Source organism: Nocardia noduli (assembly GCF_019038455.1).
Classification (GTDB): domain Bacteria; phylum Actinomycetota; class Actinomycetes; order Mycobacteriales; family Mycobacteriaceae; genus Nocardia; species Nocardia noduli.
In genome coordinates this window covers 272,032-297,619 of sequence record NZ_JAFMPL010000001.1, presented here as the reverse complement: position 1 = coordinate 297,619, position 25,588 = coordinate 272,032, and the positions used below count along the sequence as shown (strand labels likewise).

Below are 25,588 nucleotides of genomic sequence, written 5' to 3'. Positions count from 1 at the left end.
ACGCGCTCGGCACTGAACGCGACGACACCTGTTTCCGCCGGGCCCGGCTCGATTCCGGGCCCGGCGCCATCATCCACCCAGAGAAAAGTCGGTTGACATGAGTCAGCAAGTGCTCGTCGAGCAACGAGAAAGGGACGCGGGGGCCGGCCTCCGACGCCCAGCACGCACGGACTGGAAGATCGAGGCCAAACGCGTCACCAAACTCTTCCCGAAGACCGGCTGGAGGTCGGGCGGGGAAGCCACCGCGGTGCTCGACGGATTCGACCTCGAGATCGGCGCGGGCGAGTTCGTCTCCCTGCTCGGCCCGAGCGGTTGCGGCAAGTCCACCTTCCTCAATATCCTCGCCGGTCTCGAGTCCTACAACGGAGGCGCCGTCCTCGTCGACGGTAAGCGGGTCGATGGCGTCAACAAGAACGTCGGCGTCGTATTCCAGGGATACGCCCTGTTCCCGTGGCTCACAGCACAGCGAAATGTCGAGGTGGGCTTGAAGATTCGCGGCGTTCCGAAGGCGGAGCGCAGAGAACGGGCGGCGAAGGTGCTCAAGACGGTGGGGCTGGAGTCCGCCGCCGATCGACTGCCGCACCAACTCTCCGGCGGCATGCGCCAACGGGTCGCGATCGCACGAGTCCTCGCCTACGAGCCCGAGGTCTTGGTCTTCGACGAGCCGTTCGCCGCACTGGACGCGCAGACCCGCGAATTCCTCCAGGGCGAATTGCTGCGCATCTGGGAAGCCGGTGAAACCAAGAAGACGGTCCTGTTCGTCACCCACTCGATCGACGAGGCCATCTTCCTCTCCGATCGCATCGCGGTCATGACGCGGGCACCGGGCACGGTGAAGGCACTCATCGATGTGGACCTGCCACGCCCCCGCGACCTCGAGACCCGTAGTTCCGAGGATTTCGTCCATATCCGCTCCCGAGTCGCGCGGATCCTCGAAGAGGAGGTGCGCCTTGGCAACGACGATCACTGAGCCCCCGCTCGGCGAAGACCACCGGCACGACGAGGATCTCATCCCGCCGAAGGCGCCCAACCCGTGGCTCGCGAAATACGGCAGGGTGATCTACGGGGCCCTCGGCCTCGCCTTCTTCCTGACCCTGTGGTGGTGGGTGGTCGATTCCGGCTCCGTCAGCGACCTCTACCTCTCGACACCGCAGGACACCGTCCGAGCGTTCATCGACGGCCTCGCCGACGGAACACTGCGGTCCGAGGTCCTGCCCAGTGTGCAGCGGGCGTTGCTCGGATTCGTGATCGCCCTGGTGACCGGTATCGCCCTCGGCATCTTCGTGGGTTCGTTCCAGATCTTCCAGCGGCTCGCCGAACCCGTCCTGCTGTTCTTCCGCAATCTCTCGCTACTCGCACTACTGCCCGTCTTCGTCGTCTTCCTCGGGATCGGCGAGGAATCGAAGGTCGCGATCGTGGTGTGGGCGTGCTTCTGGCCCATCTTCATCAACGCGGTCGGCGCTGTGGGCGGGGTCGAGCGCCTGCTGATCAACGCGGCGCGGACCCTCGGTGCGGGGCGCGGGTACATCTTCACCCGTGTCGTCCTTCCCGCGGCGATCCCGGCGATCTTCCCCGGCATTCGGCTGGCGGCGGCCAACGCGTTCACCGCGCTCGTCGCGGCCGAGCTGGTCGGTGGCGCGCACGGGATCGGCATCTACATCAACAATGCCGCGCTGCGGTATCAGACCCCGCAGATGTACGCGGGGATCCTGGCGCTCGGCCTGATCGGCATCCTGGTCAACGGGGTGATGACGGTCGCCGAATGGCGTCTGACGTCCTGGCAACGCGGTCTGACGAACAAGTCATGAATCCACCAGGGCGAGAGAGGATTCGCGGCCGTCGCGGCTTCCTCGCGGCGGCGGCGGCGTTCACCCTCGTGATGTCGACGGGCGTGCTGGGGTGCGGATCGGAGACGACGGTCGCCTACGATTCCGCGGCCGACGGGGACGCACTCCTCGTCTACGTGGGGGCGGGAGACGATCGGGAGATCCTGGAATACGTCGTCGAGAATATTCTTCCGGATTCGGTGAAGGTGAAACTGGTCGACGCGTCCGAGGATTCGAATTTCAAGGTCGCGGCGGGCGATGGTGACCTTTCCTATTACCAGCACATCCCCGCGTTCGAAGCCGACAAGGAAAAGAACTCGTTCGACAATCTGAGTGTCGTCTCCAAGGTGAATGTGGTCCCCTACGCGCTGTATTCATCCAAATGGAAAGATGTCGCGTCGACCGAGGACTGGGTGAACGTGGGACTGGTGGCGGATCAGGTTACCGGGAGAAGTCTCCCGCACGGTTCGCAGGTCGTTCTGCCCACCACTCCGACCGGTTTCGCGCGCGGACTCTATCTGTTGCAGAGTTCGGGATTGGTGAAACTCGATCGCCCGTTCGGCGGCACGTCCGCGGCAGATCTCACGATCACCCAGGCGAACGTGCTGGATTCGCTGCGACATCTCACCCTGCTCGGGCTCGATTACGGCGAATACCTCGAGTCCATCTACCGCAATTACGACGCGGTCGTGCTCAGCCCGAAGCACGCGGCATCCATCGGTCTCGATCCGGCCGAGGACGCGCTCGCCATCGAACCCGGCCGGGACAACCCCTACACCCATGTGCTCGTCGCGCCGTCCCGGCTGGCAGGCGATCAACGCGTTCTCGAACTGACGCACGCCCTGGAAACCCCTGAGCTGGCGCAGTTCCTGGAGACGAAGTTCCACGGCGCGAATATCCCCGCAACCGCCGGAACCAGCAGATGACCTCCTCTTCGGCCGCATATCTCGGCCGATATCCATCGAACGATTCGAGAAGGACGACCATGGTCGACAGCGACTCCCGCGGACAACGAGCACCCGTGCGGAAGCATTTCCCCCGGCGGTCGGGTGCCGTGGCTCTCGCATCGGCGCTGGCGGTCGTGGCTCTCGCGGCTCCCGCCGCCGCCCATGTCCGTTCCGACGGCACACCGGTCACACAGGGCGGCTACGGAATCGTGCGTTTGATCGTGCCCGGCGAGTCCGAGCGCGCCGCCACGGTCGCCCTCACGGTGACGATTCCGGAGGGTGTCGACCTGAAATCCGCCAGGACACTGCCCATTCCGGGCTGGAGCGCGACCGTCGAACGCCAGAAGGTGGGCAGTGCCGAGCGAGTGTCGCGGATCGTGTGGACCGCGACCGACCCGGCGAGCGGGTTCGGCAACACCGAATACCGGGAGTTCTCCTTCTCCGGTGGCCCGTGGCCCAAGGGCAAGGATTCGGTGGCGCTGCCCTCGGATCAGCGCTACAGCGACGGCGTGGTGGTGTCGTGGAACGAGGTCGCGGTCGACAAGGCCAGCGAGCCCGAGCATCCGGCCCCGATCGTGACGTTGAACGCGGCGGCCGATGGACACGGCCACGACGGCGGGCACGGCGAGTCCGCCACGGCGGCCGGGGCGAATCATCACGACGACGCGGCGGCCCCCGACGCGAACGAGTCGTCGGATGGGTTGTGGCATTCGATTTCGGTGATCGGCCTCCTCCTCGCTCTCGCCGCCTCGGTCGCAGTCGCGTGGGTGTTGCGGCGGGACCGTGTCACGGGTTCGTAGCGTACTGCCGTGGGTGTTCGTATTCCTCGTTGTCACAGCGAGTTCGGTGTGGGCGGCCGGTGCCGCGTCGGCCCATGCCGGACTCGAATCGACGTCGCCCGCCGATGGCGCCCATGCCGACAAGCCGCCCGGTGAGCTCCTGCTACGACTCAACGAGCCGGTCACCCTGGTCGAGGGTTCGGCGCAGCTGATCGACAGCGGTGGAAAGCGATTCGCTCTCGCGGACGTGCGGCTCGACGACGGCCAGCGCAGCGTCGTGCTGGTTCCGGCCGATGTCGTGCCGGACGGGGCCTACCTGGCCACCGCGCGCGTCGTCTCGGCGGATACCCACGTGGTCTCGCTGTCGATCCAGTTCACCGTGGGATCGGTCACCGAACAGGGGAAGTTCTCCGACGACACCGCCGTCGGGTTCGAGCAGTATCTGAACTATCCGACCAAGGGGGTCACGTACCTCGGACTCGTCCTGTCGGCCGGGCTGTTCGCCTCGGCGCGGTGGGTATGGCCGACGGCGACGGGTCTGCGCCGATTCCGGGTGACCTACCGTGTCGGCGCCGGAATATTCATCGTCGGCCTCGTGTCCCGTTTCGCGGTGCTCGCGGCACAGCAGTCCGGCGGACTCTCGCAGGTGTCGGCGGCGAGCGCGCGGACCCTGCTCGCCACACCGCACGGACTCGCGACGGCCGTCGCGGTGGCGCTCTCGGCCGCCGCGCTCGCGCCGCCGGGCCGTCGCCACACGCCGCTCCTCGTACTGCAAGCGATCGCGGCGGTACTCGCGGTGACGCTGGGAGGCCACGGCGGCTCGGTGCAGGGGTGGCCCTGGTCGTTCCTCGGCACGCTGGTTCACGTGTACGGGATCACCGTCTGGCTGGGCGGTGTGGCCGTGATCTTCCTGGTACACTGCGGCGTGCCCGAACTTCGACGATGGCACGCGATCGCCGTCGGGCACGTCGTCGTCGCGATCGTCGGCGGACTTCTGCTGAGCTTCCTTCAGGTGCGGCCCCTGGCCGCCCTCCTCGACACGACATACGGTCTCGTCCTGGTCGGCAAGGTCCTGGGCGCGACGGTCGTCGCCGGTCTCGGATACGGGGCCTACCGACGCATCCACCGCGTCGGCGCGGACACCGCAGCACCGCGCCTCATCGCCCTGGAGACCGGGCTGGCGGTCACCGTGCTGGCGGCGACCTCGGTACTGACGACGTTGCCTCCGGCCAAGGACACCTACACCACCGACCTCGCGACCACGCTCGACTTCGGATCCGCCGAAATCCTTCATGTCGACATCGATTCCGTTCGCCGCGGCCCGCAGCGGCTCACCATCGAGCACCCGAGGGCGAACAGCCCCGCACCCCGTGACTCCCCCACCGTCAGCGTCGACCTGTCCTCCGCGTCCGCCAATGTCGCCCGCCTGCCGGTGAAGATGACCGACGCCGTCGAGGAGAACGGAACCCTGGTGTGGCGCAGCGACCAACTCATCGTCCCCGCCCCCGGCGAATGGAAAGTCACCGTCCGATTCGACGGTGAACACGGCCCGAAATTGGCCTCGTTCTACTACCGGGCGTTGTAGGCCGAGCAGTCGGCTCATAGGGAGCCACATCTCCCCTACGGCAATGGCGCAAATCAGACGAAAGTCACTGTGGTATAGACGATTCGGTCATATCGGACCTGCACGGGCCCGCTCCGGGAATCCCTTGCGCGCATGCGAGACTCATCGCGATGCTCACCTACTTCCAAGCGACTGTCATCGGTGCGGTGCAGGGTGTCACCGAACTGTTTCCCATCTCCAGTCTCGGACATTCGGTACTCGTCGCGGCGTGGCTCGGCGGTGATTGGCAGGAGTTGGTCACCGAGGGCGAGTCGACCACGCGCACACCGTATCTGGCGTTCGTGGTGGCCTTGCACGTCGGAACGGCGGTGGCCCTGCTCGGACACTACCGGCGGGATTGGCTCGCCATCGTGACCGGTTTGCTCACCACCATACGAACCGGGCGACTCGACACCGTGTCCCAACGGCTGGCGATATTGATCCTCATCGCCACCGTTCCCGTCGCCGTACTCGGTCCGCCGCTGCAACATCCGCTGCACGCGCTCTTCGCCGCACCGGTATGCGCCGCGACCTTCCTGGTGGGCAACGGTGTCGTGCTCGTCATCGGCGAGGGACTGCGCCGACGCAACGAACCCTCACTGGCCGAATACGGGCGACGGTTCGCCCGGCGGCAGAACCGCAGCGGTGCCCGCACGGCGACAGCGCCACCGCGACGCCAGGCCGACCGGCCGTTGGCCGCCCTCGGATTCGGCGACGCCTTCGGTATCGGCGCGGCACAGGTCGGCGCACTGCTGACCGGGTTCAGCCGCGCCGGTCTGACCATGGTCGGCGGACTGTGGCGCGGTCTCGAACACGAACACGCGGCCAAATTCGCCTTCCTGCTCGCGACCCCCGCGATCCTGGGCGCGGGCATATTGCAGATTCCGGAACTGATCGGCCCCGAGACCGCCGGTATCAGGGGGCCGGTGCTGGTCGGGGCCATCGTCTCCGGACTGTCCTCGTGGCTGGCCGTGCGGTTCCTGGAGCGATACTTCCAGACCCGCACGCTGCTGCCCTTCGCCGCGTATTGCGTGGTCGTCGGGGCTTTCTCGATCATCCGATTCGCCTGAGACGCCGGCTTTCACGCCTACGCGACAGCCAGGACATGGCGACGCCGGTCAGGGTACGGCGGGCAGGCCGAGATGGTCGCGCAGGGTCGAGGTGGTGTATTCGGTGCGGAAGATGCCGCGCCGTTGCAGTTCGGGGACGACGAGATCGACGAATGCCTCGAGCGGGTACTCGGAATAGGGCGGAAACACTTTGACGCCGTCGATCTCGCGGTCTTCGAATCGCTGCTCGATCCAGTCGGCGACCTCGCGACCGCCGCCGACAACCGGCGCCTGGTTCCCTGGGAAATTGGCGATGTAGTTGAACAGGTCACGGAAGGTGACCGCTTCGTCGCCGCCGTAGGCCTCCAGCGCCAGTTCGACGGCCCACAGCTTGTTGCCGGAGTAGCGATCGATGGTCCAGGTATTGCCCGCGGCGGCGAGGTCATCGGTGCCGGTGAGGGTCGGGCGCAGTGCCGAGGGGTCGATGACGTCGAGTACCCGTTCGGTGGGTTTCACCGCGGACAGGTCGATGCCGACGAAGTCGGAGACGGCGTGGGGCAGGTATTCGTCGGTCGTGAATCGTTGGATCTCACGGTATTTGGCGCGCGCCTCCCGGGTGGTGTCGGCGACGAAGAAGGTGAAGCCGGGCAGGATGAACTGGTGTTCGGGGTCGCGGCCGTGCGCGGCCAAGCGGCCCTTGATGTCGTCGTAGTAGCGGCGATTCCATTCCGGGCCGCGATACGGACTGAACCGGATGTCGGCGTATCGGGCGCCGTATTCGAAGGAACGCTCGGAGGTCCCCGCGTGGATCAAGGGAATACGGCCCTGCGGCGGTGGCGGAACGTTCAGCGGTCCTCGTACCGAGAAGAATTTGCCTTCGTGGTCGATCCGGTGGCCCTTGGCCGGGTCCAGGAAACGGCCTGTCGCGCGGTCGTCGAGTAACCAGTCGGGCTCCCAGCTGCCGAGCAGGGCGTAGACGACGTCGGTGAATTCGTCGGCCCAGTCGTACTTGTCCTCGGTATCCGGATGGGCGGAGCGGCTGAAATTGGCCGCCGCCTCGTGGGATCCGGCGACCCCGGTGATGACGTTGAGTCCCGCCCTGCCATGGGTGAGGTGATCGAGGGAGGCGATGGCGCGCGCGGTGTTGTACGGATCGGAGTAGGTCGCGTTGATCGTCACGACCACGCCGATGCGCTCGGTGATCGCTGCCGCGTATCCGGCGAGGGTGTAGCCCTCGATCTTGAAGGTCTCGTTGCCGTTGGCCCTGGTGGAGTGCGGGTCGCTCTTGACCGAGTTGCCGATGAAGAAATAGTCGAACAGTCCGCGTTCGGCGGTGCGAATGGATTTCGCCAGCAACGCCGCGTCGGTGGTGCCGCTGTTGACCGCCTCGGGCAGTCGCCACGCGGTGCGATGGTGGCCCGTGGGCCAGATCGAATAGCCGATCTTGAGTTGTCGGCGTTCGGATGTGCTCATGGCTGGATCTCCTTCACGGGGAGGACGGATGTGCGCGGCGCTGCCGCAGGTCGGCGACGGCCAGGATCAACGCGAGGACCATGAACGAGCCGACCACCGCGATGCCACCGAGGAACGCGGAGCGAACGCCGCCCGAACCGTCGTCTGTCGGCAGCAGCGCGAAATACACCGCGCCGCACGCTGCTACGCCGACCGAGTTCCCGACTCGCTGGCCGAGTTGGGTCAGGGCGCTGGCCGTGCCGCCGAGTTCGGGGGCGACCCGTTCCAGGCTCAGTGCCTGATTCGGCGACACCACCAATCCCGCGCCCGCGCCCGCGATCAATTGCGTCACCGGAACCAGGTAGGCGATGAGGTGTATCGGGGCCACGGCCCCGATCGCGGCGGTGGCGCCGAGCCCGAGCAGGGTGACCGAGATTCCGAGGACGACCACGCCGCGCCCGCGCAGGGCTACGTTGCGGGCGCCGAACCACGAGGTGAATCCGGCGGCGACGGCGAAGGTGACATTGGCCAGTCCCGAGGCCAGGGGTGACAGTCCGACACCGTCCTGGAGGAACAGGGTGATGACCAGGACGACACCGAGATTGGCGGCGAACCAGCAGGCCGCGATCGCTATTCCGTTGCGGTAGGTCGATTCCCGGATCAGGCGCGGTTCGATCAGCGGTGGGCGCGCACGCGAGGCCGCCGCTCGCTCCCAGTACACGAAGGCCGCCGTGAGGATCAGGGCCGGGATCAGGGCGAGCCAACGCGCGGCGGGGTCGTCGTCCCCTCCGGTGGTGGTGACGAACGGGTACAGCGTGCACACCAGCGCGATCGCGAACAGCAGTAGTCCGATCGGATCGATGCCGCGTCTTTCCGTCGCCGTCACCGCGACTCCCCGCGGGGCGTAGCGCAGGACGGCGCACAGCGCGGCGAGTCCGAGCGGGATATTCATCCAGAACACCGCTCGCCAGCTGTCGGAGCCGTGCCACAGCGCCATGAGCGCACCGCCGAGGACCGGTCCGAGCGCGATCGAGGCGTTGACGGTCGCGCCGTAGAGTCCGAAGCCGCGACCGCGATCGGCGCCGGCGAGGGTGGCGTGCATGGTGCCCAGGACCTGCGGCATCAGCATTCCCGCCGCGACGCCCTGCACGGCGCGCGCGATGACGAGCATCCGCACGTCGACCGCGAGCGCGCATCCGACACCGGCCGCGAGGTAGATCACCAGGGCCACGATTATCAGGAGTTTGCGACTGCGGATGTCGCCGAGGCGTCCGGCCGGGACCAGGGTCAGGGCGTAGGTGACGATGTAGGCGCCGACGACCAGTTGCATGCCGGTGGCGTCGGCGTGCAGATCGCGCCCGATCGACGGTAGCGCCACATTCACCTTGGACAGGTCCAGGATGGTGAGTCCGGCCAGCGCCGCGCACAGGACGATGATGTCCCAGCGCGGCGCGGCCTTCGCGACGGACGGGTCGGCCGACAGGTTGCTTCCGGTGAGGGTCACGAGGCCGAGGGCAGGACGTGTCCGCTCAGGGCGACGCCGCCGGGTACCTGGTCGGGGGCGACCGCCGCGCCCTTGTCGATCCATTCCTGGGTGGCGACCAGGTCGACGGGAGCGTCGATGTAGCGGGCGATCGTGGCGAAGGCGAGATTGTCGAGTTTCTTCTGATCACCGCCCGCGGTGGCGCGGTAGTCGATCTTGTTGTACTGCGCGGAGAGGTCACTGCGTTCGTCGACGCTCGCGGCGTTGTACCAGGCGGCGAAGGAACGGTAGCCGTCGGCGAAGCGTTGTGCGGCATCGGCATTGCGCTCGCCCCACTTCTTCGAGGTCCACCAGCCCGCCTGCATCGCCTTGGGATTCTGGAAGGCGGAGGTGTCGGGGTTGCCGACCGTCCGGAAACGGTGTCCGATACCGTCGTTGAGATAGGCGACCTGGTAGCCGAGGGTCTGGATGGCGTCGACCGCTCCGTTGGCCAACGCTTCGGGGAGCGCGTTGCTCTGGCGGATGACGTTGAATTTCACCGAAGCCGGGTCGATCCGGTTCTGTTCGAAGAAACCGTTGGCGAAGACCCGGAAGAAGGGCACACCGCCGATGCCGAGGCTCTTGCCGACCAGGTCTCGCGGTTCCCGGATGTCACTGTCGGCGCGAACCAGATAGCTGACCGCCGGACTGGTGTGGTTGGCGCCCGCGACGAGTTCGATATCGAAGCCGTTGCTGATGGCGTTGACCGCGGCGAAGGTGTCCGCGTAGGCGATATCGGCGCTGCCGCCCTGTACCGCGGCGATCGTCTCGGTGCCGGTGGCAAGCGTGCTGATCTGTACGGTGAGGTTCCGGGCCTGGAAGTAGTTCTTCGCCGCGGCGATCTCGGCACTGGTGGTGCCGGTGGTGACCGCGACGCGGATGTTGTCACCGGAAGAACCGCTCTCGTCCGAGGAGCAGGAGGTCAGTGCCGCGGCCAGAAGTCCGGCCAGCGCGACGGTGACGACGCGACGCGCGCCCTTCGTGATTCTCATAGTGTGTCTGCTCCAACTGCGGTGTCGTGGATGTCGAACGAGGGGATACTGGTGTCGTCGGAGGCCAACGCGGCCCGCACGAGCGGGACCACCTCGGTGGCCAGGAGTTCGATGGTGCGCACCTGCGTGTCGTGCGGGACAGCGCGCCAATCGATTTGGAATATGTGCCGGTCGTGGCCGAGTACTCGGTGCTGGTGGACGATCTTCGCCGCCACCTGTTCCGGATCGCCCGCGAAGATCCCGCTGCCGGGATCGGCGAGGAGTTCGTCGTAGCGTGCGCGCGTCGGTGCGGGTTTGCCTCGGTTGGCGCGCATTCCGGCGATGTAGTCGCGGTAGTGGGGGAAGAATTCGTCACGGGCGCGGCGGCTCTCGTCGTCGATGATGCCGTGCCCGCCGATGGCGACCCGCAGTCGCGACGCGGGCCATCCGTGTTCGAGTCCGGCCGCTCGATACCGTGCGACCAATGGTCGCAATGCGGTGAGATCGCCTCCGGTGGCGGCGGTTTGGACCGAGAGCCCCAGCCGGGCCGCGCGGTCGAACGATTCCCACGACGGGCCGGTGGCCTGCCAGATACTCAGATGTCCTTCGGTCGCGCGCGGCCACACCTCGGCGTCGTCGATAGGCGGGCGACTGGAACCGGTGAAGGTGATCCGCTCGCGCGCGTCGATGGCGGTGAGCAGTGCCAATTTCTCGGCGAACACCGCGGCCTTGTCCTCGAGTGTGCCGCCGAACAGCGCGAACGGTTCGACGAAGACTCCGCTGCCGACGCCGAGTTCGGCGCGGCCACCCGAGATCAGGTCGAGTGTGGCGAACTGCTCGTACAGTCGCACCGGATCTTCGGTGGTCAGGACCGTGGTCGCGGTGCCGAGGTGGATACGTTCGGTGGTCGAGGCGGCCGCGGCGAGCACCGTCGAACAGGCGCTGATCGAGAAATCCGAGCGGTGATGTTCCCCGACACCGAAATAGTCGAGCCCGAGCCGGTCGGCCAGGCGGATGCGTTCGAGGACGTGCGCGAGATTCTCGCCCGGTGATTGCCGCACTCCGGTCACCGGGTGCGGGTAGGTGTCACCGAAGCTGAATATCCCGAATTCCAGCTGTGGCGGGCGGGATTCGGTCATGGTCGATCAATCTCCGATCGTGTCGGTACGGCGCCAGCGTGTGAATCGACGCTCGAGACGCAGGAAAATGGTGTTGAAGACGTATCCGACGGCGGCTACCGTCACGACACCCGCGAGGAGTTCGGTCACATTGAGCGACTGCTGCGCTTCGAGAATGAAATAGCCGATGCCGCCGTTACCCGCGAGCATGCCCACCACGACCGCCATCAACAGGGCCGATCCGAGCGCTTGGCGCATGCCGACGAGAATGTAGGGAATCGACGCGGGCAGCGCGATCTCCCATTGGGTCTGCACCCAGTTCAGGTGGAAGGTCTGGGCGGTTTCCCGCAGCGTGGGCGACACACTCTGCGCGCCCGCGTACGCGGTCATGAGGAGCGGGAATACCGCGGACAGCAGGAAGACGGTGATCTTCATCGGGTCGCCCAGACCGAGGAACAGGATCAGAATCGGGATCACCGCCGACGTCGGGTGCAGTCGGGCGATTTCGACCGTCGGTTCCAGCAGCGCCCAGATGACCCGTACGCGGCCCATGAGGAATCCGACCCCGATACCCACCGGAACCGCGATGGCGAATCCGATTCCCATCGTGCGCAGGGTGTCCAGCAGAGCCGTCAGCAATTCGCCGCCGGACAGACCCGACACCACCGCGGAGCCGATACGCGACGGCGAGGAGATCGACGGGTTGTATCGGACCTGTGACGACAACTGCCAGGCGACGACGACCGCGACGAGCGCCAGCCAACCGAATAGGCGGCTGCGAAAGAATCGCCTGCCGAGTGTGCGTCCGTTAGGTTTCATCGTTCCGCCGCGAATCCGACGTGCGGGTGCGATCTCGGAGGCTTCGGCCGCGACCTCCCTTTCACCGATCACCGAGGCGCTCATGCCAGTACCGCTTCCATGACCTCGCGGCGCAACGACAGGTAGCGGGCGGATTCCCGGGTGTCCACCTGATCGCGTGGCCGCTCGAGGGCGACGTCGACATCGGCCACGATCCCCGTTCCCGCCGGGCCCAGGACAAGAACTCGGTCCGACAGGTACAGGGCCTCGTCGATGTCGTGGGTGACGAAAAGTACTGTCAGTCCGTGCTGTTCCCACAGACGTAGGACGAGGTCCTGGAGATTCGCGCGGCTCAACGCGTCGACCGCACTGAACGGCTCGTCGAGCAGCAGCACCGTCGGCGACGAGGCCAGCGCGCGAGCGATCGCCACCCGCTGTTGCATGCCACCGGACAGTTCACTGGGATACCTGGCGGCGACGCCGTGCAGTCCTACCTCCGCGAGGTAGTGCTCGATCGACGCACGGCGGGCCTGTTTCGACTTCGGCGGCGGTGACAACGAGTGACGCAGACCGAATTCCACGTTGTCCCCCACCGTTTTCCACGGCAGCAGTGACTCGCCGTAGTTCTGGAAGACGTAGCGGACCGTCTTGTCGGGGCCTCGGATGACACCGCCCGCGACGTGGACTGCGCCGCCGGACGGCGCGGTGAGACCGGCGATCATCCGCAACAGCGTCGATTTGCCGCAACCCGACCTCCCGACGAAGGAGACGAATTCACCGGCCCCGATGTCGAGCGAGACGGGAGCGATGCCGAGGACCTGATCGCCGTCGAGGGATTCGTAATTCTTGCGAACCTCCGACAGGGTGATGCCGGGCGATTGCTCGGCCTGGCCGGTGAGCAGAGTCGACACGTTCGTTCCTTCTGATTCGGGCGAGACACTATCTCGCGGAGAATGGCGCCGGATTTCCACACCGTCGCGCCCGAGAAAAGTGTTGGAATTCAAGAGAATTGGAGAAAATATCCTATAGGATCAAGCCGTCGCGAACGCCCCGCGTTTCACGACGCGCACTCGGGTTCGGAGATCGCGCCGAGATCCTGGAGGGTCCGTTCACGAATCGCCTTGATATGACACCTCATCGCGGCTTCCGCGCGATCGGGATCGGCGCCGCGCAGCGCGTCCAGGATCAGCCCGTGCTCGTGGAAGACTTCGACGTGATCGGAACGCCCTGCGACACCCATCAATTGGAATCGGCGAGAATGTCCGGTGATCGTCCCGTGCGCGTTGGACAGGAACCGGTTTCCGGACTGTGTGGCGATCAGATTGTGGAAATCTTCGCTCTGCTCGAGTACCTCGTTCGAGGATTGCGACAACTCCCCCGCGATACGCGCCTCCAGGCTGCGCACCGACCGATCGAGTTCATCCAGGAACGATGCCGTGGTCCGGCCCGCGGCCAGCCGCGCCAGAGTCGGTTCGACGGCCAGACGGGCGTCGAGGATCTCGCTCATCTGCTCGTCCGAAACCAGTTCGGCCGCCCGGTATCCCATATGCGCGACCCGAACGACCAAACCTGTCGCGGCCAATCGCGCGAGCGCCTCCCGGATCGGCGTTTGCGACACTTCCAATTCCCGAGCCAGCGCATCGATGTTCAAGCTCGAACCGGGCGCGATATCGCCGGAGAACAGACGCGAGGTGAGAATCTCGTGCACACCGTCGACCAGCGAGTGCCGCAATGGTTTCACGTCTCATCCCGATTCGCTGTCGAATATCCTATAGGGTTCGGCCTCTGGATCATCCCGTGTAGAGATACGACCTCGAGGCCATGCCACTTGCTGTGTGATAGCCAAGCCTGCCGGAGTTCGGTCGACAGGACAACGATTCGGATCGCGGTGAGAATAATCCCGCCGCAGGCGATCTCGGTCGCCCGCGGCGGGATGCGTTCAGGTCTCGGGCCAGGTGAAACGCTCGACTACGTCCGCGATCCCGACGCCGAGAGGGCACCGGAATTCACGTCACCGGAACTCCGATTTCAGGGCTGGATCACGTATTTCCCGCGCACGCCACCCTTCGCGACCGCGCGGTGCGCCTCGGCGGCCTGTTCGAGCGGGACGACGGCGTGCACGCGCGCGGCCAGCCGGCCGCTCGCGGTATCGGCCAGCAGCCGCGTGAGCCGCGAGCCGTCGGGCTGGACGGATACCGCGCTGACGGTGATGCCGCGTTCGGCCTGCGGTTCCGCGCCCGGTCGCACCCCGACGAAGACTCCGTTGTCGCGAACGAGGGCCGAGCCCTGCTCCTGGAGGGCGGCGCCGTCGACGACCGCGTCCCACGAGCGCACGTCGGTCCGCGTGGTGAAATCCGCGCCGAGACCGCGGACGAACCGCTCGTCGTCGGTGCGGGCGAGACCGGTCACCAGCCAGCCGCGTTCCCGCGCGAACGTGACGGCGTAGGCGCCGACGGTGCCCGCCGCGCCGGTCACGAGCAGAGTTCTGCCCGCACCGTCGCCGAGCAGGTCGACCGCCTGGGCGGCGGCCAGGCCATTCATCGGGACCGTGGCCGCGGTGGTCAGGTCGAGTCCGTCCGGGACGAGGGCGATATCGGCGGCCGCGACGATCAGTTGCTCCGCGTAGGTGCCGTAGTCGCGATCGAAGCCGGTGACGAGGCCCGCCACGCGGGCGCCGACCGGTACGTCGACATCGGGGCCGACGGCGGTGACGGTTCCGGCGAAATCCCACCCGATGCCGGTGTGGTCGGGTTGATCGACGAATCCGAGTTCGTGGAACATTCCGTCCGCCAGCGCCAGGTCGACGGGGTTGACCGACGCCCCGGCGATCTCGACGCGAACCTGACCCGGCCCCGGATCGGCCACGGGAACCTCGATGATCTCGATGGAATCCGGGCCGCCCGGGGTACGGATTACCGCTGTGCGGAAAGTGCTGGACATATTCGCCTCCTGTGGACATTTCGGTCTTGCTACTCCACGATGGATGGGTAACTCTCCAATGGGAAGTACGCACTCCGAAGTGCGTAAGCCACCGCGTGGCGACAAGGAGGACCGATGCCGACCAAGACAGTGGCCCAGCAGCGAGCCGAGGCGAAAATGGATTACGACGCCTTCCTGGCGCGTTGCCCGAGCCGCCAACTCCTGGACCGGATCTCCGACAAGTGGGTCGCCCTCGTGCTCGCCGCGCTGGGCAGCGACGGTCCGCACCCCGATTCGACGTGCGCCGGTGAGCCGAGGGCCATGCGCTATTCGGAGTTGGGAGCCCGCCTGGCGGGCGTCAGCCAGAAGATGCTCACCCAGACGTTGCGCGCCCTCGAACGCGATGGCCTGCTCACCCGCACCGTCACACCGACGGTGCCCGTCACGGTCACCTACGAACTCACCGACCTCGGACTCTCCCTGCACCACGTCGTCCGCGGCATCAAGGTCTGGGCCGAGGCGCACATGGACGACGTGCTCGCCAACCGCGAGGCCTACGACAGCCGCGACGCCTGACGGTCACGGTGACCATCGACCCCCGAATTCGGGAAGAAGTCCCATATCGGTAGCGCACCTCCGGGACGACACTCGAGGGTATGACCGACAGCAGAGTTACCTCACTTCTGTCCGCGCCGGACTCCTCGGCACCGTCCGCGCCGGGCAATTCGGCACCGCCCGCGCCGGGCAATTCGGCACTGTCCGTACCGGACCTCGCGACGGTGTCGGCGGCGTTGCGGCTCGCGAGCCGGGCTCCGTCGGTCCACAACACCCAGCCGTGGCGGTGGGTGTACGACGGCACCAGGCTGCACCTGTACCGCGACACCGACCGGCAGCTGACGACGACGGATCCGCGCGGTAGGCAGCAGGTGATCAGCTGCGGTGCGATGCTGCACCACGTGCGCACGGCGCTGGCCGCCGAGGGCTGGCACACCGATACGGTGCGGCTGCCCGATCCGATACATCCGGATCTGCTCGCGACCATCACCTTCCGCCGGTGGCCCGACCCGCCGGACGGGGTCACCGAGCGGGCCGGGGTCATCGAACGTCGCCGGACCGATCGTCTACCGCTGCGCGCGCCGGAGGGTCTGTCCGATCTGCTGCACGCGGCACGCATGCTCGTGCACCCCCACGATCTCGAACTCGACGTCCTCGACGAATCCGCGCGCCCCCGTGTCGCGGCCGCCTCGGATCAGGCCGCGGCGTTGCGCCGATACGATATGGAGTACCAGACCGAATTGCACTGGTGGTCAGGGCATTCCAGTACGCCGGAAGGCGTGCCCGCGGACGCGCTCGCCTCGGCCGCCGAATCCGCCCGGGTCGACGTCGGACGTAGCTTCCCGCCCGGGTCGCCCTCCGCGCGACGCGGCGATCTCGACGACCACGCCCGGTTGCTCGTGCTCAGCACCGCCGCCGACTCGACGGCCGCATGGTTGCATACCGGCGAGGCGCTGTCGGTGCTGTTGCTCGAGTGCACCGCGGGCGGGTTCGCCACCTGCGCCCTCACCCATATCACCGAATTGCCCTCCGGCCGCACAACACTGGCCGGGCTGCTGCCGAAATCCAGTGTTCCGCAGGTCGTCGTCAGGGTCGGCACCGCCCCGGACGGCGGGGACGCGATCGCACCGACGCCGCGCAGGCCGCTCGCCGAATTCCTCACCGTGCGGCGGTGAGCTACTCCCCCGACGCACCGTCGGATCCGGCGACCCGGCCCGCCGAGGGAGTCACCAGCGTCAGATCGCCGTCGTAGCGCCGGTACAGCAGCCTGCCCCTGGCGTCTCCGGGGTCGGTGAAGAAGACGAAAGGCAGACCGTCGCGGCACAGCCGCTCGGCGGCCTCGGAGTCGGTGAGCACGGGTGCGGGATCCGAATTCATGCTCAGCGGCAGGGCATTCGGAGTCCGTGGCGGATCGACGCGATGCTGCCGGGCCAGGTGCACGCCGATCGGCCCCGCGCGGTAGACGGTGGCGTCCTCGCCGGTCTCGCCGTCGATGTAGAGGTGAGCGTCGTAGTCCATCGCGTCCAGCACACCGACGGCAGCCGTGAGACCGCCCCTGCGTAGCTCGCAGAATTTGCGGCGGGTGATCGGTCGCGGTCCGGTCACCGAAGCCAGTGTCGGGCGCGCCGGATCGGGCCAGAGCCGTGGCACCGCGCCGGTGGACATCCGCGCGATCTGCCGATCCAGTCGTTCGGCGACGAACGGGGCGATGAACCCCGCGGGACCGTCGACCTGAACGCGAATCGGTTGTTCGGCGAATCGGGTGTTCACCTGGGCCAGCACCGGACCTTCCGCGTCCGGCGCTGCGGTGAGCCGCACCCGGGCGGTCGCCTCGATTCGGTGATATCGCAGCACCCGATCGACCGATCGCAGTGTGCGCTCGGCCTCCCGATCCCCGACATCGCCGCGGGTGATCAACTCACACGACATACCGTCCCGATCGACCGCGTTTCGGACAGTTCCACCGACGACAACCCCGCTTCCGACGAGTGAGATGAGACCGACCCACGCCACCACGTGCGGCCTGCGGGCAACAGGGTCCAAGGTCCCCGAAACCGGCGCGCAACCTCGTTCCACCCGAAGAATCCCCCCGGGCCGCGACACCGTCGGGCAGATGTCGCAAACCGGACCGTTCGGCCGCCACCGTTCCCGCGCGCCGCGCGTGGTCGCGACACCCGTCAAGGGACTTCGGTCACCGGATCGGGGGCCCGTCGTCGGTGCTCGTCGTCGGATTGTCGTCGTAAGCTGGAGGTATGCGTCGTGAAGGCCGACCGGAATGACCACGGTGTTCCTGGTGGACGATCACCACATCGTCCGCAGGGGTGTCGCCGATCTGGTGGGCGCCGAACCCGATCTAGAGGTGATCGGCGAGGCGGGCACCGTCTCCCAGGCACTGGCCCGTATCCCGGCCATGATGCCCGATGTCGTCGTACTCGATGTCCGGCTGCCGGACGGCAACGGCGTCGAGCTGTGCCGCGAACTGCTGAGCAGGCATCCCGAGCTGCGCTGCCTGATCCTCACCTCGTTCACCGACGAGCAGGCCATGCTCGACGCCATCCTGGCGGGGGCGAGCGGGTATGTGGTCAAGGATATCGGCACGCTGGAACTGGTCGACGCCATCCGCACCGTCGGCGCGGGGAAATCACTACTCGACAATCGGGCCGCCGCGGCGCTCATGGCCAAGTTGCGGGCCGAGGCCGAGACGAAGAAGGGTCCGTTGTCCACGCTCACCGATCAGGAACGGGTACTGCTCGGACTGCTCGGCGAGGGATTGACGAATCGGCAGATCGCCGCGCGCATGTTCCTGGCGGAGAAGACCGTGAAGAACTACGTCTCCCGGCTTCTGACCAAACTCGGCGTCGAGCGGCGGACCCAGGCTGCGGTTCTCGCCTCGAAACTCGGCCGGGAACCGAACCGGCGATGACCTCGCGCCGCGGCGACGCGCCGCGATCGTCGATGTCCGGCGGACCCCCGGTGATCGAGACACTGGCACAGTTGCGGCTGCGCGAACTGCTCGGCGAGGTCCAGGACCGGATCGCCGAAATCGTCGGCGTCCGAGATCAGATGGACCGACTCATCGAGGCGATGCTGGTGGTCACCGCGGGCCTCGATCTCGACGACACGCTGCGTTCCATCGTGCACACCGCGATCGAGCTGGTCGACGCCCGCTACGGCGCACTGGGTGTTCGAGAGACCGACCGGTCGATCACCCAGCTCGCCGAATTCGTCTACGAGGGCATCGACGACAGGACCCGGGTCATGATCGGTGACCTGCCGCGCGGCCACGGCGTTCTCGGCCTGCTCATCGAGGACCCGAAACCCATACGGCTGAAAGATCTTTCGACCCACGCCGCCTCGGTCGGCTTTCCGCGACACCATCCCCCGATGCACACCTTCCTCGGTGTGCCGGTCAAGGTCCGCGACGAGGTGTTCGGCAATCTCTACCTGACCGAGAAGGCCGACGGCCAGGAGTTCACCGAGGACGACGAAGTCGTCGTGCAGGCATTGGCCGCCGCGGCGGGTATCGCCATCGCGAACGCCCGGCTCTACGAACAGTCGCGCCTGCGTCAGCAGTGGTTGCAGGCGACCCAGGACGTGGCCACCGAACTGCTCACCGGCGGTGAACCCGGCGCGGTACTCCAACTCGTCGCCGACCGCGCGCTCGAGTTGACCCGTTCGGTACGCACATTTCTCGCGCTCCCGGACGATCCAGGAACCCCGCACGACGATGTCACCGAATTGGTCGTCGCCGCCGCGTCCGGCATCGGCGCGAGAGCTCTACCCGGACAGCGCATTCCGATACACGGCACACATCCGGGCGCCGCGTTCGGCGACGGGAGGACCGTGACTGTCGACCGGGTCGAATGCGATCCGCTCTTCGACTCCAGGACCGGACTCGGGCCCGCGTTGATCTTTCCGCTGCGCGCCCACGGCTCGGTCATCGGCGTACTCGCCGCAGTACGCGCCCCCGACGCGGAACCACTCGACGCCGCGCGCCGGGCGATGATGACCGCGTTCTCCGACCAGGCGGCCCTGGCGCTGCAACTCGAGCACACCCAGCGCACCATGCGAGAACTCGATGTGCTGTCCGATCGCGACCGGATCGCCCGCGACCTGCACGATCACGTGATCCAGCGGCTTTTCGCGGTCGGCCTCGCGCTACAGGGCACCGCGCGCCGGGCCGACGTCCCCGAGGTCAGAACGCGTCTCACCGAGACGATCCAGGACATCCAGGCCATCGTCCAGGACATCCGGCATTCGATCTTCGACCTGCACGGCGGCAATTCCACCGACACCCCCGAACTGCGAAAACGACTGCACGCGATCATCACCGACATGACCGCCGAGACCGGATTGCGCGCGAGTGTCCGTCTCGCGGGGCCGGTCTCGGTCCTGGAACCGCCCCTGTCCGACGATGTCGAGGCGGTGCTGCGCGAAGCGGTCAGCAATGTCGTGCGCCACGCCGAGGCGACGACGGTTTCGGTCCACGTGCAGATCCGCGACGACGTCACCATCGACGTCGCCGACGACGGCATCGGACTATCCGCCGACCTGCCCCGCACCAGCGGGCTGAGGAATCTCGCCGCCCGCGCCGAGGCCGCGGGCGGCACGTTCGAGATCGAGCGGCCCGCCGAGGGCGGCACGGTACTGCACTGGTCGGTGCCGCTGCCCTGAACCGGTGGGCCGCGCGGTCACCTGACCGACTCGCACGGATCCAGCACCTCGGTCGGTGCCCGGCGCGGTGTCTGCGGCAGCGGCGGCGCACCCGTGGGCGCCCAGCCGACCCGCAGAATCGCCTGTGGGGCGGCCGATCCACCGAGTACTCCCCCGCGCACCCGATCCCGTGATCGCGGGATTTCGAGTGGTTCGGTGAGCGTGCAACTCGCCAGGCCGATATTGGTCGCCGTCAGCAGAACCGCGCTCAACGCCTCCCCGGCACGCAGCCAGGACACCCGATCATCCCCGGCCGTGGCGAGTACCAACAGCCGGGCGGCATCCGGTTCCGACGCCGGGTCGTGGAGCCGCGCGCCGGCGAAGTGCCGGGCGGGCAGGTCGTCTCGCGAGCGCGGTATCGGAGCGTTGCGGGCGGGCACACCGTCCGGACTGCTGTGCCTGCCGCTCCAGATCGTCAACTCGTACAGGTAGTCCGGATCCTGCTCGTGCTCGGCGGCGGCCGCCCTGGCGGTGTCGAGCAGGCGCTCGCGTTCGAGATCGGCGACCGGGCGCAGGGTCGCCCCGAGTTTGTGCGCGCGTTCGACCAGCAGTCCGAGATATCCGGGCGGGATCGGTTCCGGGGCGTAGTGCCGCCGGTCGGTGCGGCGCATCGTGATGGCCGAGCACAGGGCGATGTCCTGCGGCGTCGCCCGATGCGGCACCAGTTCGACGGCGGCCAGATGGTTCGGGTCGGCCGGATTCGGCATGCGGCGCACCACGGCCGACCAGCCCGACGCGGCCGAGGCGATCGTGAAATGGTGCAGGGCCGCACCACAACTCAGCAGCATCTCGCGCTGATCCGGGTCGGTGGCGGGCAGTGCCCGGGTCGGGTCGAGCCACAGATGGACCGAGCGGTCACCGATGCGCCACCGCCAGGGCTGTGTGTTGTGCACCGACGGTGCCCGCACGGCGAGCGCGATGGCCGCCTCGATGGTCGTGTCGTCGGGCATTCCGTGTTCCATGTCGCCGTCCTCTGTTCGATGTCGTTTCACGGTCGCACCGTGGACATCGGCGAGGTAAGGGCACGATGGCCCTCGTGGCGGGGACTTCGGTGAGCTGTCGGCCGGGCACCCCGTAGCCGTCGGGGCCGCAACGGCTACGGGGGTAGGCGGTCCCGCTCAGCCCACGGTGATCGGCAGGGTTTCCCAGCCGCGCACCGTCGAGGTCGACGACAGTGCGATCCGGTCCCAGTCGACATCCCAGCTCGGGAACCGGGCGAGGAATTCCTCCAGCGCCACTTTGGCTTCCAGCCGGGCCAAGGCCGCGCCGAGGCAGAAGTGGGTGCCGAAACCGAAGGTGCGCAGGTTGTTCATCTTGCGATGGATATCGAACCGGTCGGGGTCCGACCAGCGGTCCGCGTCGCGGTTCGACGAGGCGATCAGCAGCATCATCGCGCTGCCCGCGGGCACGGTGGTGCCGTAGAACTCGACGTCGGTGGTGACATAGCGGGCGATCGCGTGCCCGGTCGGTTCGAAGCGCAGCGCCTCGTCGATCGCGTTCGGGATCAGCCGCGGGTCGGCGACGAGTTCGGCACGCTGGTCGGGGTGGCGGGCCAGCAGCGAACCCAGCCAGCCGAGCAGCCTGGCCGTCGTCTCGTTGCCCGCACCGGCGACGACCGAGACGTAGGTGAGGATCTCCTGTTTGGTCAGCGTGCGCGTCACGCCCTCGGTGTCGACGAATTCGGCGCGCAACAGTTCTGTCATCAGGTCGTCGGAGGGGTGTTCGGCGCGCCAGTCGATGTACTGCGCGAAATGGTCCGCGTGCGGAATCGCCTTGTCCGACACCCGCATCTGCTGGCCGGGTTCGGTGCGCAGATTCTCGTCGGCGCGGTCGCGGACCGCCTGCTGATCCTCCTCCGGAATCCCCAGCAGCATCCCGATCACGCGCATCGGCACCTCGTTCGCGAATTCGGTCATGAGGTCGAAGTGATCGAGTCCGGCGAGCCGGTCCAGTGAGCGCGTACACATCTCGCGGATCTGCGGTTCCAGCGACAGCACCCGGCGCGGAGTGAACACACTGCGCAGCAACGCCCGGTGGATGTCGTGGGCGGGCGGATCCTCCATCAGCAGGGTGCCGGGCGGAATCTCGATGCCCGCCTTGATGATTTCCAGGATCGGACCGCGCGAGGAGGAGAAGGTCTTCCAGTCCAGCAGCGCGCGATCGATGTCCTCGTAGCGGCTCAGCGCGTAGAAGTCGTGTTTCTCGTTGTAGTAGAGGGGGGCTTCCGCGCGTAACCGGGCATAGACGGGGTAGGGGTCGCCGGCGATGTCGCGGTCGAAGGGATCCCAGTACACCGGCGCCGGTTCGGTCACCACGGTCGAGGGCTGTGCGTGTGTTTCGGTCATGCTGTCGGGCTTTCTCGTGACGTCGATGTCGGGCTGTGGCTGTGGCGGAAAAGATGCGGTCATGGTCGCGCGCGGACGGTGTCGTAGCCGGCGGTGAGCCAGAACATGGTGCGGTCGATCGCCGGGACGATATCGGTGACCGCGATCTCCCCGGCCGCGAAACGACCCATGAGCCCGTACACGAGGCTGGTGAGTATCGCGTCGAGATCCCGGATGAATCCGAGGTCGACGTCCTCCAGGGCGGCCATCGCGGCGGGAAAGACGGCCTCGATGCCGTGACTCATCAAGGTTTCCCCGCTCGCCGAGGCGCGGGCCCGGAAGTAGGCGACCAGCAGTCCTGGATGACGCTCCCACGGTTCGAAGATCGGTCGCAGTACCCGCATGAGCGCGGTGTGCAGGGATTCGCCGGGAGCGGCCGAGTATTCGGCAAGTCCGGCGTAGCAGTTCCGCGCCATCCACCAGTCCAGCGCCGCGAGGATGAGGTCGTCGCGGGTGCCGTACAGCTTGTAGATCTTGGTCAGCGACACCCGCGCGTGCCGGGCGACCTCGCGCACCTGGATCGCTTCGTACCCCTGGACCTCGAGCAGTTCGACGACGGTCTCGCGAATGCGGTACTCACCCTGCCCGAGGGCCGACTCCATGACGACATCGTGGCCTTCGGCCAATGCGACCCGCCCCTTCCCGCCGTCGGTGGAGCCGATACTCTCACTCACTGGTAATCAGATTACCACTAGTAGATAGGCATATTCGATGCTTTCGAGATCCCGATTCCGGAGACAGCGGTGCGGGCGGCGGCGGTCCTAGCCGTCCCCCAGTCGCGCGCGCAGGTCGGGAAAGTCCGCGCGAAGCCGCTCGAGCGTCGGCTCGTCCAGTTCGACGTAGCGCAGGTCCACCGATTCCAGACGGCGCAGTCCGAAGAACGACTCGGGCAGCGTCGTCAGGTCGTTGAAGGCCAGATCCAGCCTGCGCAGGCCCGGCATCCGGGCGAACGCGTCGTCGGGCAGTTCGGTGAGCCCGGGACGCCGCACCCGGCCCGCCGCGGACTTCTCGCCCCAGCGGTCGATCGCCAGGTGTTCCAGGGTGGTGATCGCCCAGATGTGGTCGAGCAGTTCGCGGGGCGGTTCGGGCTGGAACGACCACGGGGTGCTGCCGTTGACCCGGAGCACTTTCAGACGCGGTAGCCGGTCCAGTCGCGGCAGACCCGGCAGGATCGCCGAGAGCGAGCCGCCCAGGTCGAGTTCCTCCAGTTCGGTCAGGGCGAGCAGGTCGTCGGGCACCGTCGTCAGCCATACGTGCGAGAGGTCGAGCCTGCGCAGGCCGGTCAGCCGGGTGACGGCCATCGGGAATTCGACCCTGCTCTTGTAGTCCCCCGGCTGTAGCGACGACAGATCCAGTTCGCGCAATCCGGTCAGCCGACCGAGCCCTTCGGGAACCGGGCACGAAAGCCGCGCCGCCCGCAGTACTTCCAGCGTGGACAACTCGCCGATCCGCTCGGGCAGCGACTCGAAGACGTTGCCGGAGATGTCGAGCACCCGCAGGGCACGCAGGGCGCCGATGGCGTCGGGCAGACCGGTCAGCCCCGTCGATGCCAGATTCAATTCCTCCAGGTTCGCCAGCGCCGACAGCGCTCCGAGTCGTTCGCCGGTGGTGGCGGCACCGCCGAGGCTGTCGTTACCCGCCAGGGACAGCACCCGAAGGTTCGAGTACTCCAGCAACTCGACGGGCAGTTCACGCAACTTCCGGCCGGACAGGTCCAGTTCGGTCACCTCCCGCGCCCGCGGCAGCGATTCCCGCAGTTCGTCCAGCACCGCCAGATGACTCGGCCGCAGCCCCGCGGGCAGGACGGGACGACCGGCCCGCATCGCGGTACGGATCAGGCGTTCGTCGGGCGTGCCATCCTTTCCCATCACTTCCGGCAGGGCGATGTCGAGCAGTTCGTCGTCCTCGAAGTCGACCGGGCAGTCGACGCGATAGGGGTCGGCGACCAACAGCGCCTCGGGCTGACCGGAGAAGGACATGCAGAAATAGGAGGTGCTGATGACGAATTCGGCTCGGACGTGGCCTTTTACGGCGAGTACACCGCCGTTGTCGCCGTAGCTGCCGTGGATTCCGCCCGTGAGGGTCAGATCGCCGCGCACCGCGACTTCGGGACAACCGAAGAGGATCATGTTGCGGGCCCGCGCGTTTCCGGTGACGAGCAGGAAGTTGCCGCCGCCGTGATCCCACCAGTCGATATCGTCGGTGACCGTCAGATCACCGGCGACGATGACGTTGTAGGGCACCCAGTCGCCGTCCGACTCCGGCCTGATCGACCCCTCGACGCGCAGCCCGCTCTCGTAGAGGCGGATCTCCTGTTCGTCGCCGAAATCCTGGAACGGGTGCTGGATGTGTGCCGAGACCGAGAAACGCTGTTGTGCTTCCTCGGCGGTGATGACGCGATAGTCCATCAGCGACGTGGTGGGAGTCATCGGCGCATGGTAAACCGATGAGCGACCTCGTCACGATTCGTCGAATATCAACCGACGCCGCGTATTCCACGATTGCGATCGGTGCCGGTGGTATCCCGAGAGAACAGCGCGTCGAAGTTGTCCCAGTCGTAGTCGGTGATCGCCCACACCGTGAACGCGTTCGCCGCACGAACCACCAGATCGTCGGGAACCTCGAGCCGCACGGGCGGCTGCGTCATCACCGATACTCGACGGGGCAGCACCGGGCGGTTCCCGGATTCACCGGATCCGTCACGCTTCGGGCAGGGAATGTGGCGCAAGGTCGACCTCGGTACGTGTGTGAGTCGTCCCCGATGACGACTGCTGTTCGGACAAACCGGCAACCCGGCCGACATCGTCCACGCACCAACCATTGTGCGCATTACGGCCAGGACCGACGCCGACGATAAACCAATCCGCGGACCCGCAGGGCTGCCCGCTTCGACGGCGAACCGCCCGCCTCCGCTCGCCGGCGACGAGCCCACGGGGCGATCGAGCGGCGCCG

The 25,588-nt window shown here is 67.1% G+C and carries 24 protein-coding genes; 10 read left to right on the top strand and 14 right to left on the bottom strand.

The features are described from left to right. The first annotated feature begins 97 nt into the window (after positions 1 to 97). The 6 genes from JZ792_RS01470 (at position 98) to JZ792_RS01445 (ending at position 6,225) form a co-directional block, all read left to right on the top strand. Positions 98 to 970, top strand: a complete 873-nt coding sequence (locus tag JZ792_RS01470) for an ABC transporter ATP-binding protein (protein WP_216905869.1) — start codon at positions 98 to 100, stop codon at positions 968 to 970. Beyond that, on the top strand, positions 951 to 1,808 hold the full coding sequence (locus JZ792_RS01465) for an ABC transporter permease (protein WP_216906211.1): 858 nt from the start codon (positions 951 to 953) through the stop codon (positions 1,806 to 1,808). The genes JZ792_RS01470 and JZ792_RS01465 overlap by 20 nt, the downstream gene beginning before the upstream one ends. Beyond that, a complete protein-coding gene (locus JZ792_RS01460) occupies positions 1,805 to 2,752 on the top strand; it encodes a MetQ/NlpA family ABC transporter substrate-binding protein (RefSeq protein ID WP_254189091.1) in 948 nt (315 codons plus the stop codon). Before JZ792_RS01465 ends, JZ792_RS01460 begins: the two co-directional genes overlap by 4 nt. Before the next feature lie 128 nt (positions 2,753 to 2,880). Beyond that, entirely contained in the window at positions 2,881 to 3,573 is a 693-nt protein-coding gene (locus tag JZ792_RS01455) for a DUF1775 domain-containing protein (RefSeq protein WP_308165101.1), read from the top strand. Then, a complete protein-coding gene (locus JZ792_RS01450) occupies positions 3,557 to 5,137 on the top strand; it encodes a copper resistance CopC/CopD family protein (protein WP_216905865.1) in 1,581 nt (526 codons plus the stop codon). The genes JZ792_RS01455 and JZ792_RS01450 overlap by 17 nt, the downstream gene beginning before the upstream one ends. A gap of 143 nt (positions 5,138 to 5,280) precedes the next feature. Then, positions 5,281 to 6,225: an undecaprenyl-diphosphate phosphatase gene (locus JZ792_RS01445; RefSeq protein WP_216906176.1), complete on the top strand. Its 945-nt coding sequence runs from the start codon at positions 5,281 to 5,283 to the stop codon at positions 6,223 to 6,225. Positions 6,226 to 6,273: 48 nt separating this feature from the next. Here JZ792_RS01445 and JZ792_RS01440 read toward each other — a convergent pair whose 3' ends face one another. The 8 genes from JZ792_RS01440 to JZ792_RS01405 form a co-directional block, all read right to left on the bottom strand. Further along, positions 6,274 to 7,677 (bottom strand): NtaA/DmoA family FMN-dependent monooxygenase, encoded by a 1,404-nt coding sequence (locus tag JZ792_RS01440; protein WP_216905863.1) that lies wholly within the window; start codon positions 7,675 to 7,677, stop codon positions 6,274 to 6,276. Between the two features lie 13 nt (positions 7,678 to 7,690). After that, the gene (locus JZ792_RS01435) at positions 7,691 to 9,160 is read right to left on the bottom strand and encodes an MFS transporter (protein WP_216905861.1); all 1,470 of its coding nucleotides are present in this window, start codon (positions 9,158 to 9,160) and stop codon (positions 7,691 to 7,693) included. Further along, on the bottom strand, positions 9,157 to 10,170 hold the full coding sequence (locus JZ792_RS01430; protein ID WP_216905859.1) for an ABC transporter substrate-binding protein: 1,014 nt from the start codon (positions 10,168 to 10,170) through the stop codon (positions 9,157 to 9,159). Before JZ792_RS01430 ends, JZ792_RS01435 begins: the two co-directional genes overlap by 4 nt. Then, positions 10,167 to 11,288, bottom strand: coding sequence for an LLM class flavin-dependent oxidoreductase (locus JZ792_RS01425; protein WP_216905857.1), 1,122 nt, complete (start codon positions 11,286 to 11,288; stop codon positions 10,167 to 10,169). Before JZ792_RS01425 ends, JZ792_RS01430 begins: the two co-directional genes overlap by 4 nt. A 6-nt stretch (positions 11,289 to 11,294) precedes the next feature. Further along, on the bottom strand, positions 11,295 to 12,170 hold the full coding sequence (locus JZ792_RS01420; RefSeq protein ID WP_216905854.1) for an ABC transporter permease: 876 nt from the start codon (positions 12,168 to 12,170) through the stop codon (positions 11,295 to 11,297). Next, positions 12,167 to 12,976, bottom strand: a complete 810-nt coding sequence (locus JZ792_RS01415; RefSeq protein WP_216905852.1) for an ABC transporter ATP-binding protein — start codon at positions 12,974 to 12,976, stop codon at positions 12,167 to 12,169. Before JZ792_RS01415 ends, JZ792_RS01420 begins: the two co-directional genes overlap by 4 nt. A 146-nt stretch (positions 12,977 to 13,122) precedes the next feature. After that, a complete protein-coding gene (locus tag JZ792_RS01410) occupies positions 13,123 to 13,806 on the bottom strand; it encodes a GntR family transcriptional regulator (RefSeq protein ID WP_216905850.1) in 684 nt (227 codons plus the stop codon). A 287-nt stretch (positions 13,807 to 14,093) separates the two neighbouring features. Next, the gene (locus JZ792_RS01405) at positions 14,094 to 15,005 is read right to left on the bottom strand and encodes an NADP-dependent oxidoreductase (protein ID WP_216905848.1); all 912 of its coding nucleotides are present in this window, start codon (positions 15,003 to 15,005) and stop codon (positions 14,094 to 14,096) included. 114 nt (positions 15,006 to 15,119) lie between these two features. On the opposite strand from JZ792_RS01405, the gene JZ792_RS01400 reads away from it, so the two are divergent. Together JZ792_RS01400 and JZ792_RS01395 are read left to right on the top strand one after the other, a co-directional pair. After that, positions 15,120 to 15,560 carry a winged helix-turn-helix transcriptional regulator gene (locus JZ792_RS01400; RefSeq protein WP_216905846.1) on the top strand — a complete coding sequence of 147 codons (441 nt, stop codon included), beginning with the start codon at positions 15,120 to 15,122 and terminating at the stop codon, positions 15,558 to 15,560. Between the two features lie 80 nt (positions 15,561 to 15,640). Further along, a complete protein-coding gene (locus JZ792_RS01395) occupies positions 15,641 to 16,714 on the top strand; it encodes an Acg family FMN-binding oxidoreductase (protein WP_254189088.1) in 1,074 nt (357 codons plus the stop codon). A gap of 1 nt (position 16,715) precedes the next feature. Here the strand turns inward: JZ792_RS01395 and JZ792_RS01390 are convergent, their stop codons facing one another. Continuing rightward, the gene (locus JZ792_RS01390; RefSeq protein WP_216905844.1) at positions 16,716 to 17,468 is read right to left on the bottom strand and encodes a hypothetical protein; all 753 of its coding nucleotides are present in this window, start codon (positions 17,466 to 17,468) and stop codon (positions 16,716 to 16,718) included. Positions 17,469 to 17,814: 346 nt separating this feature from the next. Here JZ792_RS01390 and JZ792_RS01385 point away from each other — a divergent pair, with 346 nt between their 5' ends. Continuing rightward, on the top strand, positions 17,815 to 18,462 hold the full coding sequence (locus tag JZ792_RS01385; protein ID WP_216905841.1) for a response regulator transcription factor: 648 nt from the start codon (positions 17,815 to 17,817) through the stop codon (positions 18,460 to 18,462). After that, a complete protein-coding gene (locus JZ792_RS01380; protein WP_216905839.1) occupies positions 18,459 to 20,213 on the top strand; it encodes a GAF domain-containing sensor histidine kinase in 1,755 nt (584 codons plus the stop codon). The genes JZ792_RS01385 and JZ792_RS01380 overlap by 4 nt, the downstream gene beginning before the upstream one ends. Positions 20,214 to 20,230: 17 nt before the next feature. On the opposite strand, the gene JZ792_RS01375 is transcribed toward JZ792_RS01380, so the two are convergent. The 5 genes from JZ792_RS01375 to JZ792_RS01355 all read right to left on the bottom strand — a co-directional run bounded on the left by JZ792_RS01375 (position 20,231) and on the right by JZ792_RS01355 (position 25,283). Then, positions 20,231 to 21,214, bottom strand: a complete 984-nt coding sequence (locus JZ792_RS01375) for an Acg family FMN-binding oxidoreductase (protein ID WP_216905837.1) — start codon at positions 21,212 to 21,214, stop codon at positions 20,231 to 20,233. Positions 21,215 to 21,370: 156 nt separating this feature from the next. Further along, the gene (locus tag JZ792_RS01370; protein WP_216905835.1) at positions 21,371 to 22,597 is read right to left on the bottom strand and encodes a cytochrome P450; all 1,227 of its coding nucleotides are present in this window, start codon (positions 22,595 to 22,597) and stop codon (positions 21,371 to 21,373) included. A 59-nt stretch (positions 22,598 to 22,656) separates the two neighbouring features. After that, positions 22,657 to 23,310 (bottom strand): TetR family transcriptional regulator, encoded by a 654-nt coding sequence (locus JZ792_RS01365; protein WP_438804286.1) that lies wholly within the window; start codon positions 23,308 to 23,310, stop codon positions 22,657 to 22,659. A gap of 87 nt (positions 23,311 to 23,397) precedes the next feature. Then, on the bottom strand, positions 23,398 to 25,065 hold the full coding sequence (locus JZ792_RS01360; protein ID WP_216905833.1) for a leucine-rich repeat domain-containing protein: 1,668 nt from the start codon (positions 25,063 to 25,065) through the stop codon (positions 23,398 to 23,400). A gap of 47 nt (positions 25,066 to 25,112) precedes the next feature. Then, positions 25,113 to 25,283 (bottom strand): hypothetical protein, encoded by a 171-nt coding sequence (locus tag JZ792_RS01355; protein WP_216905831.1) that lies wholly within the window; start codon positions 25,281 to 25,283, stop codon positions 25,113 to 25,115. Between the last annotated feature and the right edge of the window lie 305 nt (positions 25,284 to 25,588).

Bases quoted from the DNA above. Each gene is read 5' to 3' on its own strand.
- JZ792_RS01470 (WP_216905869.1), top strand. From the start codon at position 98: ATGAGTCAGCAAGTGCTCGTCGAGCAACGAGAAAGGGACGCGGGGGCC.
- JZ792_RS01420 (WP_216905854.1), bottom strand. From the start codon at position 12,170: ATGAGCGCCTCGGTGATCGGTGAAAGGGAGGTCGCGGCCGAAGCCTCC.
- JZ792_RS01360 (WP_216905833.1), bottom strand. From the start codon at position 25,065: ATGACTCCCACCACGTCGCTGATGGACTATCGCGTCATCACCGCCGAG.
- JZ792_RS01460 (WP_254189091.1), top strand. From the start codon at position 1,805: ATGAATCCACCAGGGCGAGAGAGGATTCGCGGCCGTCGCGGCTTCCTC.
- JZ792_RS01400 (WP_216905846.1), top strand. From the start codon at position 15,120: ATGCCGACCAAGACAGTGGCCCAGCAGCGAGCCGAGGCGAAAATGGAT.
- JZ792_RS01380 (WP_216905839.1), top strand. From the start codon at position 18,459: ATGACCTCGCGCCGCGGCGACGCGCCGCGATCGTCGATGTCCGGCGGA.
- JZ792_RS01395 (WP_254189088.1), top strand. From the start codon at position 15,641: ATGACCGACAGCAGAGTTACCTCACTTCTGTCCGCGCCGGACTCCTCG.
- JZ792_RS01440 (WP_216905863.1), bottom strand. From the start codon at position 7,677: ATGAGCACATCCGAACGCCGACAACTCAAGATCGGCTATTCGATCTGG.
- JZ792_RS01405 (WP_216905848.1), bottom strand. From the start codon at position 15,005: ATGTCCAGCACTTTCCGCACAGCGGTAATCCGTACCCCGGGCGGCCCG.
- JZ792_RS01390 (WP_216905844.1), bottom strand. From the start codon at position 17,468: ATGTCGTGTGAGTTGATCACCCGCGGCGATGTCGGGGATCGGGAGGCC.
- JZ792_RS01425 (WP_216905857.1), bottom strand. From the start codon at position 11,288: ATGACCGAATCCCGCCCGCCACAGCTGGAATTCGGGATATTCAGCTTC.
- JZ792_RS01430 (WP_216905859.1), bottom strand. From the start codon at position 10,170: ATGAGAATCACGAAGGGCGCGCGTCGCGTCGTCACCGTCGCGCTGGCC.
- JZ792_RS01355 (WP_216905831.1), bottom strand. From the start codon at position 25,283: ATGACGCAGCCGCCCGTGCGGCTCGAGGTTCCCGACGATCTGGTGGTT.
- JZ792_RS01375 (WP_216905837.1), bottom strand. From the start codon at position 21,214: ATGGAACACGGAATGCCCGACGACACGACCATCGAGGCGGCCATCGCG.
- JZ792_RS01385 (WP_216905841.1), top strand. From the start codon at position 17,815: ATGACCACGGTGTTCCTGGTGGACGATCACCACATCGTCCGCAGGGGT.
- JZ792_RS01370 (WP_216905835.1), bottom strand. From the start codon at position 22,597: ATGACCGAAACACACGCACAGCCCTCGACCGTGGTGACCGAACCGGCG.